10 protein-coding genes are annotated in these 12,320 nt (G+C 68.8%); 3 read left to right on the top strand and 7 right to left on the bottom strand.

The genetic code is table 11. From position 1 onward, the window contains the following. Positions 1-19 precede the first annotated feature (19 nt). From tpsB1 to ACI766_RS13175, 7 genes are all read right to left on the bottom strand, one after another. Positions 20-1,717, bottom strand: coding sequence for a two-partner secretion system transporter TpsB1 (gene tpsB1, locus ACI766_RS13205; protein WP_023104395.1), 1,698 nt, complete (start codon positions 1,715-1,717; stop codon positions 20-22). A gap of 312 nt (positions 1,718-2,029) precedes the next feature. Then, complete coding sequence (locus ACI766_RS13200) at positions 2,030-2,554, bottom strand: hypothetical protein (RefSeq protein ID WP_003089762.1); 525 nt, start codon at positions 2,552-2,554, stop codon at positions 2,030-2,032. 46 nt (positions 2,555-2,600) lie between these two features. Further along, positions 2,601-3,749, bottom strand: a complete 1,149-nt coding sequence (locus ACI766_RS13195; RefSeq protein WP_003113288.1) for a PepSY-associated TM helix domain-containing protein — start codon at positions 3,747-3,749, stop codon at positions 2,601-2,603. 117 nt (positions 3,750-3,866) lie between these two features. Further along, a complete protein-coding gene (gene foxA / locus ACI766_RS13190; RefSeq protein WP_003113289.1) occupies positions 3,867-6,329 on the bottom strand; it encodes a ferrioxamine receptor FoxA in 2,463 nt (820 codons plus the stop codon). 143 nt (positions 6,330-6,472) lie between these two features. Continuing rightward, complete coding sequence (gene foxR, locus ACI766_RS13185; protein WP_003113290.1) at positions 6,473-7,459, bottom strand: anti-sigma factor FoxR; 987 nt, start codon at positions 7,457-7,459, stop codon at positions 6,473-6,475. Between the two features lie 8 nt (positions 7,460-7,467). Continuing rightward, on the bottom strand, positions 7,468-7,995 hold the full coding sequence (locus ACI766_RS13180) for a sigma-70 family RNA polymerase sigma factor (protein WP_311185887.1): 528 nt from the start codon (positions 7,993-7,995) through the stop codon (positions 7,468-7,470). Positions 7,996-8,083: 88 nt separating this feature from the next. Further along, positions 8,084-8,998, bottom strand: a complete 915-nt coding sequence (locus tag ACI766_RS13175) for a LysR family transcriptional regulator (RefSeq protein ID WP_003089777.1) — start codon at positions 8,996-8,998, stop codon at positions 8,084-8,086. Positions 8,999-9,122: 124 nt separating this feature from the next. Between ACI766_RS13175 and gtdA the strand changes: the two genes are divergently transcribed. The 3 genes from gtdA (at position 9,123) to ACI766_RS13160 (ending at position 12,319) form a co-directional block, all read left to right on the top strand. After that, positions 9,123-10,184, top strand: coding sequence for a gentisate 1,2-dioxygenase (gene gtdA, locus ACI766_RS13170; protein WP_412828508.1), 1,062 nt, complete (start codon positions 9,123-9,125; stop codon positions 10,182-10,184). A 12-nt stretch (positions 10,185-10,196) separates the two neighbouring features. Then, positions 10,197-10,895 carry a fumarylacetoacetate hydrolase family protein gene (locus ACI766_RS13165; protein WP_009876520.1) on the top strand — a complete coding sequence of 233 codons (699 nt, stop codon included), beginning with the start codon at positions 10,197-10,199 and terminating at the stop codon, positions 10,893-10,895. Between the two features lie 77 nt (positions 10,896-10,972). Then, positions 10,973-12,319: an MFS transporter gene (locus tag ACI766_RS13160; RefSeq protein WP_003113292.1), complete on the top strand. Its 1,347-nt coding sequence runs from the start codon at positions 10,973-10,975 to the stop codon at positions 12,317-12,319. The last annotated feature ends 1 nt before the right edge of the window (position 12,320 follow it).

The raw sequence follows: 12,320 nt of genomic DNA, 5'->3' as shown, positions 1-12,320 counted from the left end.
TCAGGAGGTCGCCGCGTCTTCAGAAGAACGCGTCGACCCGGAAATAGATCGGGTGCTCGCGCCGCTCGATGGCGCTGGGCCGCTCCAGCGAGCGGGCGAAGCCGACGCTGGCGGCGAAATAGCGGCCGCGGGCATCCAGTTCGATGGCGTTGCCGCTCATGCGCCCGCTGGCGCCGTCGTTGTAGCGGTCGTGGCGGATCACGCCGACGTCGTAGGCGAAGGCCACGCCGTATTCCTGCAGCCAGGGCCGCAGCGGCGCCCATTCCACCGCACGCCGCCAGCGCAACTGGTTGCGCCAGTAGCCGCCGCTGTCGCCGGTCAGGGTCTGGTCCTTGAAGCCGCGCACCGAGCTGTTGCCGCCGAGGCTGATGCGCTGCGGGCTGAACAGCACGTCCTCGCTCCTTTGCCCGGTGGCCAGGCTGTCGAAGCTGAAGCGCTCACCCCATAGCTGGAACGGCTGCAGGTAGCTGAGGGTCAGGCTGTACTTGTCGTAGCGCGCATTCGGATCGCCCGCGTGCGGGTGGCCGCGACCCTGCGCGCCAAGGGCGCCGATGCCCTGCTGCCAGCCGAGGTCGAGGTTGACGAAGCCACTGCCGATCCGCCGGCCATGGTTGAAGCCGAGCTGGGTCTCGGTGATCCGCGTGCTCTGGTCTTCCAGGCGGGTGTCTTCGACATAGTTGTTGGTGCGCTGGTGGCTGAGCCCCAGGCTCATGGCGGTCTTGCTCACGCCGTCGCGGTGCAGCACGCGTTCGGCGCGGAACTGGTGGCTGCGGCTGTCGCCATCGAGCTTGAAGGGGAAGCCGCTGGCCTCGTTGCGCGTGCGGTAGTCGCTCTGGCTGTAGCCGTAGGTGAAGGTCCACCAGCCCCAGGGCAGGCTGTAGAACAGGCTCTGGCTGTCGGAATGGCGCCAGCGGTCGGTCACCGCGTCGCGGTTGGCGCGCAGGTTGAGCTGGTCGGCCAGGCCCAGCGGGCTGTCCCAGTCCAGGCCCAGGCCCATCTGCTGCTCGCCGGTACTGACGTCGCCGTCGTTGTTGCGCGTGGCGGAGACCCGCCAGGGCTTGTCGCGCTCGCCCTTGAGACGCACCCGGCTGCCGCCGACCTCGCTGCCGGGCACCAGCTCCAGTTGCGCCTGGCGCGACGGCAGGCGGCTCAACTGGTCGACCAGTTGCTCCAGCTCGCGCAGGTCGAGCAACTCGCCAGTCCTGCCCGGAAAGCTCATCGCCAGTTCGCGCGGGCTGGCCAGCGCGGAGCTGTCCAGGCCCTCCAGGCGGCCTTCGACGACGATGATGCGCAGGGTCGCGGAGGCCAGGTCCTGCTGTGGCAGGTAGGCACGGGTGGTGACGTAGCCGCGATCCAGGTAATGGTCGGTGACGGCCTTGAGCAGCGCATTGAGCTGGCCGACGCCCAGGCAGCGCCCCTGGTAGGGCGCCAGCAGTTGGCGACGCGCGCTTTCGCCGAGGTGCCCGGCGCCTTCCAGCTCGATGCGGCGGATCTCGAAGCAGCGCTCGTCGTCGCCGGAGGCATCCGCAGCGGCGGGCGCTCCCTTGCCGGGCAGTTGCTGGAGTTCCTCCAGGCGCTTGCGCTGTTCGTCCAGCAGGCGCTGCTGGCGGTCGCGGATCAGGTCGCGGTCGCCGGGGGAGGTGAAGGGGGCGGCGCTGGCAAGAAGCGGCAGTAAAACCAAGCCAGCGACAACCGCACGATAGCTAGAACGCAACATCCGATGTCCTGCGAGTTCCCTTCAATATCCACCGCATAGCTAAACGACATGGGCGTGTTGAGGGGGGATTAGTCCAAAAGTAGGAATGCTAATCCAAACAGGGACAGGAAGGAATGGCACTTTGCCTTCATTGCGTCGTCCTGGCTGTGCGGACGTTTCAGGATCGATGCGATGTCGTCATTTTCGTAATGGGAAGGACCAATCGGTCTCCAGGCAGCGCTCGGCCGGGTTCTGGTGAGCTGATTATTTGCGCTCGTGGCCCGGCAGAAAGAAGCCCCGCCAAGGCGGGGCTGCTTTGACGCAGACTCGAATTCACTTCACCGGCAGGTCCTTGCCCCACAGGCGCACCGCCTTGATCCCTTCCGCGCCGCCTTCGAAGACGAAGGTCTGGCGGATGCCGGCCTTGGCCGGGACGGTGACGTCGTCGGGGTTGGCGAGGGCGACCAGGGCGTTGGAGTAGCCGTCGTTGTCGATCACCAGCAGCGCGCCGGTCTGGGTCAGGTTGATCAGGCGCACGGTGGCGTCGCCGTCGTTCTTGAAGCCGAGGGTGACGGCCAGTTGCTGGTCGCGCGGCTCGGTCTTGAGCACTTCGACCTGGCCGATCTCGGCGAAGCCGGCGTTGTCGGAGACCACCTTGGCGCCATCGGCGCCCTGGGCCGACTGGCGGCCGCTGGTGATGCCCTCGCTGACCCCGCCGAGGAGGTTCTTGCCGGTCTCGATGGCCGAGGACACCGCGGCCTTGGCCGCATCCTTGACCGAGCTGCCCTCCTCCGCGGCCACGGCGCTGCCGGCGGCCAGGGGCAGGAGCAGTCCCAATGCGGCGATCCTTGCGTTCATTCGTCCATCCTCTGGTGGTGTGGGAGGCAGCCAGACTAACAGCCGTCTAGCGGCCGTTCCAGTGGCGCGCCCGGCGCTTGCGCCACCAGATGTAGACACCGGTCAGCGACAGCCCGGCGATGGCCAGGCCGAGGGCGGCGATGGCGATGCGTCCCGGCAGGCCGGCGATGCGCCCGCCGTGGATCGGGTACTGCAAGCGGTAGAAACGCTCTCCCCAACTGCCCTGCCCGGCGACTTCCTGGCCTAGCAGGCGGCCGTCGCTGCCGTGGAAGAACAGCCAGGACTTGCCCATGGGGTCGTCGTGGTCGCCGAAGCCGGCGCCGAAGAAGTTGTATTCGAAGCTGTAGTACAGCTCGCCGATCGGCTCGGCGATGCCCAGCCGCGCCGCTTCGACGCTGGCCAACTGGAAGGTGCGGTCGTAGTCCAGGCGGGTCTCCCCCAGTTGCTCCCTGGGCAGCCGCCCGCGCGCCTCGTAGACGCTCGGTTCGATCGGCGAGAACAGCGATACCAGCGGCTTGAACACCTGGCTCGGCAGGTTCAGGGCGACGCTGCTCAGCGCCACCGGCGCCAGCAGCAGCCAGAGCCAGAGGCCGCCGGCGCGATGCAGGTCGAAGTTGAAGCGGTAGGCGTTGCCGCGCTTGATCTTCCAGGCTGTCGTCCACTTGCTCCAGAACGGCCGGCCGCGCGGCAGGGTCAGCCAGGCGCCGACGAAGCAGTCGAGGAACCAGAACATCGCCACCCCGCCCATCAGGTACAGGCCCCAGTTCCCCGGCAGGGTCAGGTTGTGGTGGAACTCCAGGACCCAGGGAACCAGGTTCGCCGGCTGGAAGCAGCAGGCCGCCCAGAGGCGCTTGCCGACTTCCTCGCCGCTGACCGGGTCGAGGTAGAACACGTCGTGCTCGACCTTGGCGCCGGCCTCGCGCGGCACGGTGGCGAGCAACGCCGGATGCCCGCCCGCCTCGGGATACTCCATGTACCACACCAGTTGTCGCGGATAGCGTGACTCGACGCGTTGCACCAGGCTGCCCGGGGAAAGGCGCTCGCCACCCTCGCCCACGGCGTAGAAGCCGGGGTTCAGCCATTCGTCGATTTCATGATGGAAGGCCAGCAGGCTGCCGGTGAGACCGGCGAGGAAAAGGAACAGCGCGGTAGCCAGACCGACATAGCGGTGCAGCAGGACCAGGACGGGGCGCATGGGGGCTCCAGGTAACCAGGGTACGGCCGGCGACGCCGGCGAATGCCCGGCGCGTACGTTGCGCGCCGGGCTGCTTGGCCGGTACCGCGGCGCTGGCGCCGGGGCCCGGGAGGACGGTCAGAACTGGTAGTTCACCGTCGCGGTGACGTTGCGCTTCTCGCCGAAGTAGCAGAAGTCCAGGCTGTAGCAGGACGCCACGTAGTCCTTGTCCAGCAGGTTGTTGGCATTGAGGCTGACGTCCAGGCCTTTCAGGCCGAGCTTGCCGAGGTCGTAACCGATCCGCGCGTCGACCAGGGTGTAGTCCGGCACCCGCAAGGTGTTTTCCTTGTCCGCCCAGGTCTCGCCGACGTAGCGAGCGCCGCCGCCGATGCTCAGACCGCTGAGCGGGCCGGCGTCGAAGGCATAGTCGGCCCACAGCGAAGCCATGTGCTTGGGCGCCTGGTTCGGCGTATGGCCCTGGTTGCCGTCCAGCGACTTGGTGTAGGTGATGTCGGTGTAGGTGTAGCTGCCGAGCAGTTTCAGGTTGTCGCTGAGCTGGGTATGGGCCTCCAGTTCGAGCCCCTGGGAGCGCACTTCGCCGACCGAGGTGTAGAAGTTGTCCTGGGGTTCCTTGGAGGCGACGTTTTCCTGGGTGATATGGAACAGCGAGGCGGTGTAGAAGCTGTTGCTGCCCGGCGCCTGGAACTTCAGGCCGAGTTCCCACTGCTTGCCCTCGGTGGGCGCCAGGGGCGTGCCGGAGGCGTCGGAATAGGCGTTCGGGTTGAACGACTCGGAGTAGCTGACGTAGGGCGCCAGGCCGTTGTCGAACAGGTACAGCGCGCCGATCCGCCCGGTGAATTTCTCCCAGTCGTCGTCGGCCTTGCTGCCGGTGCTGCGGTTCTTGTCGGTGACGCTGACCCAGTCCTGGCGCAGGCCGAGCGAGAAGCGCCACTGGTCGATGTCGATCAGGTCCTGGAGGTAGACGCCGGTCTGCTCCAGGCGGCGGGTGTGGTTGTCGTCCGGGAAATAGCTGATGGCGTCGTCGCCGTAGACCGGGTTGAACGCGTCCAGCGCCGAGGCCGAGCCGGAACGCCAGTCGACCACGGTGCGCCGGCGCTGGTAGTCGAGGCCGGTGAGCAGGGTGTGGCGCGCCGCGCCGGTGGCGAATTCGGCCTGCAGCATGTTGTCGACGATATACGCCTGCAGGTGCTCGCGGGCGCCGCTGAAGTAGCGGTTCAGCTTGTTCGGCTCGCTGGCGCTCCAGCCGTAGGCGTAGACCTGCGACAGGTCGACGTCGGAGTCCAGGTAGCGGAAGTTCTGCCGCGCCGACCAGACGTCGTCGATGCGGTGCTCCAGCTGGTAGCCGAACATCCGCTGGGTGCGGTCGAAGTCGTCCTTGCTCGGCTCGCCATCGAAGAACTCGCGGGAGATGTGCCGGCCGTTGTGGTGCGACAGGGTGCCGTCGGCCGGTACGCCGCCGTGGTAGCCCCCGTTGGGATCGTGTTGCAGGTAGCCTTGCAGGGTCAGGGTGGTGTCGTCGCTGAAGTCGATGGCCAGGGTCGGGGCGATGGCGTAGCGCTCCTCCTTGACGTGATCGAACTGGGTGTCCGAGCCCTTGCCGAGACCGATCAGGCGGTAGGCGATGCGCTTCTCCTCGTCGAGCGGCCCGCTGAAATCGAAGCCCATCTCCTTCTGGCCCATGTTGCCGATGCTGCCGGTGATCTGGCGGTAGTCCTCGTACAACGGCTTCTTGCTGGTCAGCGCCACCAGGCCGCCCGGCAGGCTACGGCCGTAGAGCACCGAGGACGGCCCCTTGAGCACATCGATGCGTTCGAGGAAGTACGGGTCGACCTGCATCGAGCTGAAGGTACCGCTGTCGCCCATGGCCTTGAGGCCGTCGAGGTAGATGTTGTCCACGCTGTTGTCGGCGAAGCCGCGCATCACCACGTAGTCGTAGCGGTTGGAGGCGCCGACCTGACCGGTGAAGATGCCGGGGGTATAGCGCATCGCCTGCTGTACGGTCTTGGAGGCGGTGTCGTCGATCTGCTCGCGGGTGATCACCGAGACGGTCTGGCTGGTTTCCAGCAGCGGCTTGCTGGTCTTGGTGGCGATCTGGCTATGGGTGGCCAGGTAGCCATCGGTGCTGCCCAGGTTGTTGCCGAGGGCGAAGACCTCCACCGCCTGCATGTTCAGCACATCGCCGTCCTTTGCCGGCGCCTCGCGCAAGACGAAGCTGCCGTCGCCCTGGTCTTCCGCTTCCAGCGGGGTGTCGGCGAGCAGCCGGGCCAGGCCCTGCTGCACGGTGAAACTGCCGCGCAACCCCTGGGAGCTGTAGCCACCGGTCTGCGCCGGAGTGGCCGAGAGGGTGATGCCGGCCTCGCGGGCGAAGCGGTTGAGCACGTCGCCCAACTGTCCGGCGGGGATCGCATAGGGCCGCGCCTGTTCCGCCGCCGCTTCGGCGGCCGAGGCGCAGAGCGGCGCCGCGCCGGCCGCCATGGCCAACGACAGCAGGGCCGCGCGCACCGAACGGCTCAGGCGCGAGGCGCGGGGGAAATCGAGGGACGACGGGGCATTGCGGAGGACGACGGCGGTGGCGGTCATGAACGGGATCCGTTGGAGTCGTTGAAGGGTGTTCAATCGGTAAAGCCGGACCAGTCGCGGAAAGCCGACAAAAATAATGAAAATAATTTTCAGTGCGTTTCGCTCCGGACGAAAGCAAGCGTCCACGCGGCCGCCGGCGCGACTCAGGCGGCGACCACCCTCACCCACCAGCGGGTATGTCGCTGCAGGCGCACCGGCAGGGTCCGCGCGAGCACCTGCAGCAGCTTGTCGGTGTCGTCCAGGCGATAGACCCCGGACAGGCGCAGGTCGGCGACCTCCGCGGCGCAGCCGAGGTAGCCGTTGCGGTAGCGGGCGACCTCGGCGAGGAAATCGGCCAGGCGCATGTCGCGGGTGACGATGAGGCCATCGGCCCAGGCCACGGCGTCCATCTGCGGCCGTTCGAGGCGCCGCACGCCGTCGGCGGCGATCCGATAGCTCTGCCCCGCCTCGGCCACCGGAGCCTGCAGCGGACGCGCGCCGAAGGCATCGATGCGCACCGAACCCTCGCTGACGCTGAGACAGGTGGCGGCATCTTGCAGGCGTACGTTGAAACGGGTGCCGAGGGCCTCGAACAGCCCTTGCGCGGTACGTACCCGCAGCGGCCTGTGCGTGGGCGATTGCGTATCGGCGCCGCTGGCGAGGAAGATCTCGCCGCGGGCGAGGAGGATCAGGCGCTGGCCGGCGTCGTAGCGCACGTCGACCGCGCTGTCGGTGTTCAGTTGCAGGCGGGTGCCGTCGACCAGCTCGATACTGCGCCGCTCGCCGGTGGCGGTGCTGTAGTCGGCGCTCAGGCGCTGCCAGGGCAGGCTGTCGCGACCGACCCAGGCCACGGCGCCGCCGGCCACCAGCAGCGACAGCAGTTTCAGCGCCTGGCGCCGCTGCAGGCGCTGCGCGCTACTGTCCAGGGTGCCGTAGGCGACCCCGCCGGGCAGCGCCTTGAAGCGTCCTTGCAGTTCTTCGTTGAGCGCGCTGACCTGCTGCCAGGCCCGCTCGTGCTCGCCGTGCTCCGCGCGCCAGGCCGCGCAGGCGCGCTGCAGGCGATCGTCGGCCGGCTGCGAGCGCAGGCGGACCAGCCAGTGGATGGCCTGCCTGACCACCGCTTCGTCGACCCTACCGCGCGTCCCGTCCACGGCTCCGCTCATTCGCCGTAGCGCAGCAGGTAGCAGTGGTACAGCGCCTCGGCCACGTAGCGCTCGACGCTACGCTGGGAAACCCCCATGCGTTCGGCGATCTGCCGGTGGCTGAGGTCTTCGCACTGGGCCAGGAGGAAGGCGGTGCGGACCTTCGGCTTGAGCCCGTCGAGCATCCGCGAGATTTCCTCCAGCAGTTCCAGCACCAGTTCCCGCGCCTCGGGCGACGGCGCCTGTGCCTCGGGCAGGTGGGCGATGCTTTCGAGGTAGGCGCGCTGCAGTTCCTCGCGACGCCAGTGGTCGATCACCAGGCCGCGGGCGATGGTCCGCAGGAACGCGCGCGGCATGCCGATCTCGCGCAGTTCGCGCTTGAGCAGGATGCGCAGAAAGGTGTCCTGGGCCAGGTCCGCCGCGTCCGCCGCGTCCGCCGCGCAGCCCAGCTTGCCGCGCAGCCAGTTCTGCAACCAGCCATGGTGCTCGCTGTACAGCGCATGCATGGCGCGATGGTGGGCGCTGAGAAGGATCGGGGCGGACATGGGAAAGTCGGGGCGACACATGAATGATAATGAATCGCATTGTCGAGAAGCCGCGGCCTTTTTGCAATAGCACCCGCCGGCCGGCGCCCTACTCGGCCGCCGCGCCTTCGCGCAGGCAGGCCAGCAGGTCTTCGCTGGCACGGTCGCGGTGCGGTTCGTCGCGCCAGCACATGCCCACCGCGCCCTCGCCGGGAATCTCCAGCGCCAGCCTGGCCACCAGGCCGAGCCCGGCAAGGTGCTCGACCACCCGCGCCGAGCCGATGGATAGCATGTCGCTGCCACGCAACAATTCGATGTTGGCCAGCATCGACGATGACTCCAGGCGGTAGGCCGGCGGCTGCCGGCCGCCCTGGGTCAGGGCCATGTCGAGCTTGCTGCGGATCGGCGAGCCGGGCGGCCAGACGATCCAGTCGTAGCGCCGCACGTCTTCCCAGTCCAGCGCGGCGGCCTGGGCCAGGGGGTGACCGGGGCGCGCCATCACCACGATCGCCTCGCTGTAGAGCACCTCGCAGCGCAGGCTGGCGCGCGGCGCATAGTTGTCCAGGCGCCCCACCACCACATCGAGCTGGCGTTTCTCCAGCCGCTCGAGAAGGCCGTTCATGGTGCCTTCGAGCAGTTCCACCTGGGCCCCGGGGTAGCGTCCGAGGAACGCCCGCAATGCGCGCGGCACCAGGCTCGGCGCGGAGGCCGGCGACGTGCCGAGGAGCACCCGGCTGCCGCTGCCGCTGCGCATCGCCTCGAGGTTCTGCCGCGCCCGCTCCATCTCGGTGAGCACGCGCTGGGCGTGGTTGAACAGGGTCATGCCATAGGGCGTCGGGCGCAGGCCACGGGCGTGACGCTCGAACAGCGGCGCGCCGACGTCCTCCTCCAGTTCCTTGAGCCACTTCGACAGGCCCGGTTGGGTGGTGTGTGCGGCCCGGGCGGTGCCGCTGAGGTTGCCGGTCTCCATCAGGCTGACCAGCAGTTGCAGGTGTTGCAGGCGCAGGCGGCGGGTCCAGTCCATCGCAAGCCATCCTCAAATACGTATAGGTCGATGTCTAAATATCATTATTCGGTTATGCCTTCACCTCGAATAATGACTACCAGACCGAGGCGGCCCCGCCTCCTCCCGCCGGAGATTCATCGGTATGCATAACGACAATTCCACCGAGAAGCGCGCCGACTTCTATCGACGCATCCGCCAGCAGCACCTCACCCCGCTCTGGGAAGCCCTGCACAGCCTGGTCCCGGCGCAACCCGCCGGCGGCTGCCAGGCGGCGCTGTGGCGCTATCGCGAACTGCGCCCGTTCCTGCTCGAGGCAGGCGACCTGATCAGCGCCGAGGAAGCGGTGCGCCGCGTGCTGGTGCTGGAGAACCCGGACCTTCCCGGCCAGTCGGCGATCACCCCGAGCCTCTACGCCGGCCTGCAACTGATCCTGCCGGGCGAGATCGCCCCCAGCCACCGGCACACCCAGTCGGCCCTGCGCTTCGTCGTCGAGGGCTACGGCGCCTACACCTCGGTGGACGGCGAACGCACCCGCATGGAGCCGGCCGACTTCATCATCACCCCGTCCTGGACCTGGCACGACCACGGCAACCGCGCCGCCGCGGAAGGCGGCGAGCCGGTGGTCTGGCTGGACGGCCTGGACATCCCGATGCTGCGTTTCTTCGGCGCCACCTTCGCCGAAAACCATGATGAACCGGTACAGCCGTTGCGACGTGGCGAAGGCGACAGCCTCGCCCGCTACGGCAGCAACATGCTGCCGCTGCGCCATCAGCCGACGACGCCGACCTCGCCGCTGTTCAGTTACCCCTACGCGCGCAGCCGCGAGGCCCTCGAGCGCCTGGCGCGCCTCGAACGGCCCGATCCCTGGGAAGGCCACAAGCTGCGCTACGTCAACCCGGCCACCGGCGGCTGGGCCATGCCGACCATCGCCACCTGCCTGCAACTGCTGCCGGCCGGCTTCCTCGGGCAGCCCGCGCGCAGCACCGACGCCAGCGTCTATTCGGTGGTGGAAGGCAGCGGCGTGGCGCAGATCGGCGGCCGGCGCTTCGCCTTCGAGGCCAAGGATCTGTTCGTCGTGCCCTCCTGGGCCGAGCTGCGCCTGGAAGCCGGCGCCACCGACTGCGTGCTGTTCAGTTTCTCCGACCGCCCTGTGCAGCAGGCGCTCGGCATCCTCCGCGAATCCCGCGAAACCCTCGCCCACTGAAGGACCCGTCCCATGAACCATCTCTTCGCGCCCGAAGCGCCCGTCAGCCTCACCATCCATGGCAGCGACCAGACCTTCCCGGTGCGGCGGGTCTACTGCGTCGGCCGCAACTACGCCGCCCACGCCCGGGAAATGGGCTTCGATCCCAAGCGCGAGCCGCCGTTCTTCTTCTGCAAGCCGGCCGACGCGGTGGTCCCGGTCGCCGCCGGCAGCACCCTGGAGCTGGCCTACCCGAGCCAGACCGGCAACTACCACTACGAGATCGAACTGGTGGCGGCGATCGGCAAGGGCGGCTGCGACATCCCCCTGGAGCAGGCCGAGGAACACGTCTGGGGCTACGCGGTGGGCCTGGACATGACCCGCCGCGACCTGCAGATGCGCATGCGCGAGATGGGCCGGCCCTGGGAGATCGGCAAGGCCTTCGACCGCTCGGCGCCGATCGGCCCGCTCTACCCTGCCAGCCAGGTCGGCCATCCGCGCCACGCCGCCATCAGCCTCCAGGTCGACGGCGAGGATCGCCAGCGCAGCGACATCGACCAGTTGATCTGGTCGGTGGCGGAAACCGTCAGCTACCTGTCGCGCTTCTTCGAGCTGCGCCCCGGCGACCTGGTCTTCACCGGCACCCCGGAAGGCGTCGGCGCGGTCGAGCGCGGCGAGCGGATGCTCGGCGCCATCGACGGCCTCGGCGAACTCAGCGTCCGCGTGGTCTGACCCACCGCCCGCGCACGGCGCGGGCCCACCCTGCCCTTCATCCGGGCTGTCGCCACGGCGACGGCCGAGGAACGCTCATGCCTACGCCCGACAAGAACAACAAGATCGACGTCCAGGCCTTCATCGATGCGCAGGCGGTTTCCGCCTTCCAGTTGCGAGTCCTGTCGCTGTGCTTCCTGATCGTCGCCATGGACGGATTCGACACCGCCGCCATCGGCTTCATCGCCCCGGCCCTGGCCCACGACTGGCAACTGAGCCCGGCGCAACTCAGCCCGATCCTCGGCGCCGCACTGGCCGGCCTGGCCCTCGGCGCCTTCGCCGCCGGCCCGCTGGCCGACCGTTTCGGACGCAAGAGCGTGCTCCTGCTCTCGGTGCTGTTCTTCGGCGGCTGGAGCCTCGCCTCGGCCTACGCCGGTTCGGTGGAAACCCTGGCCCTGCTGCGCTTTTTCACCGGCCTCGGCCTGGGCGGGGCGATGCCCAACGCGATCACCCTGACCTCCGAATACTGCCCGCGCCGGCACCGCGCGCTGATGGTTACCGCGATGTTCTGCGGCTTCACCCTCGGCTCGGCGCTGGGCGGCCTGCTCGCCGCGCGGATGGTCCCGGCGCTGGGCTGGGAAAGCGTGCTGCTGCTCGGCGGCGGCCTGCCCCTGGCGAGCCTGCCGCTGCTCTGGGCATGCCTGCCGGAGTCGGTGCGCTTCCTCGCCCGCCGCGCACCGGACGCGGCGCGCCTGCGGCGCATCCTCGAACGCCTGGGGCGCCTGCCCGACGGCTGGGCCGGACGCCTCGAACTGCCCGCCGACGAGTCCGACGGCACCTCGCCCCTGCGGCAGATCCTCGGCGCCGAGCTGCGCGGCGGCACCCTGCTGCTCTGGGCCACCTTTTTCATGGGCCTGCTGATCATCTACCTGCTGACCAACTGGCTGCCGACGCTGATCGGCGGCACCGGCTTCAGTCTCGGCGAGGCGGCGACGATCAGCGCCATGTTCCAGCTCGGCGGCACCCTCGGCGCACTCCTCCTGGGCAGCGCCATGGATCGCTTCGACGCGCACCGGGTGCTGAGCCTGGCCTACGTCGGCGGCGCCCTGTTCATCCTCGGCATCGCCAGCCTCTACCACAGCTTCGCCCTGCTGGCGCTGTGCGTCGCCGGCGTCGGTTTCTGCATCAGCGGCTCGCAGGTCGGCGCCAACGCCCTGGCCGCCGATTTCTATCCGACCCGCAGCCGCGCCACCGGGGTCAGCTGGGCCCTCGGCCTGGGCCGCATCGGCTCGATCGTCGGCTCCCTTAGCGGCGGCGCCCTGCTCGGCCTGGGCCTGGGCTTCAGCGGCATCCTCGCCCTGCTGGTGATCCCGGCGCTGCTCGCCGCCGTGGCCGTGCATCGCCTGGGCCGGCGCCGGGCCAGGCCTTCTCCCACCACTCTCTGAA

The sequence above is a fragment of the Pseudomonas sp. DL genome, from assembly GCF_047199225.1.
Taxonomy (GTDB): domain Bacteria; phylum Pseudomonadota; class Gammaproteobacteria; order Pseudomonadales; family Pseudomonadaceae; genus Pseudomonas; species Pseudomonas aeruginosa.
Note: the sequence above shows the minus strand (reverse complement) of the source record. Positions and strands in the feature narration are given on the sequence as shown.

Coding starts and splice junctions, on each gene's coding strand:
- foxA (WP_003113289.1), bottom strand. CDS start 6,329: ATGACCGCCACCGCCGTCGTCCTCCGCAATGCCCCGTCGTCCCTCGAT.
- gtdA (WP_412828508.1), top strand. CDS start 9,123: ATGCATAACGACAATTCCACCGAGAAGCGCGCCGACTTCTATCGACGC.
- tpsB1 (WP_023104395.1), bottom strand. CDS start 1,717: ATGTTGCGTTCTAGCTATCGTGCGGTTGTCGCTGGCTTGGTTTTACTG.
- ACI766_RS13160 (WP_003113292.1), top strand. CDS start 10,973: ATGCCTACGCCCGACAAGAACAACAAGATCGACGTCCAGGCCTTCATC.
- ACI766_RS13195 (WP_003113288.1), bottom strand. CDS start 3,749: ATGCGCCCCGTCCTGGTCCTGCTGCACCGCTATGTCGGTCTGGCTACC.
- ACI766_RS13165 (WP_009876520.1), top strand. CDS start 10,197: ATGAACCATCTCTTCGCGCCCGAAGCGCCCGTCAGCCTCACCATCCAT.
- ACI766_RS13175 (WP_003089777.1), bottom strand. CDS start 8,998: ATGGACTGGACCCGCCGCCTGCGCCTGCAACACCTGCAACTGCTGGTC.
- ACI766_RS13180 (WP_311185887.1), bottom strand. CDS start 7,995: ATGTCCGCCCCGATCCTTCTCAGCGCCCACCATCGCGCCATGCATGCG.
- ACI766_RS13200 (WP_003089762.1), bottom strand. CDS start 2,554: ATGAACGCAAGGATCGCCGCATTGGGACTGCTCCTGCCCCTGGCCGCC.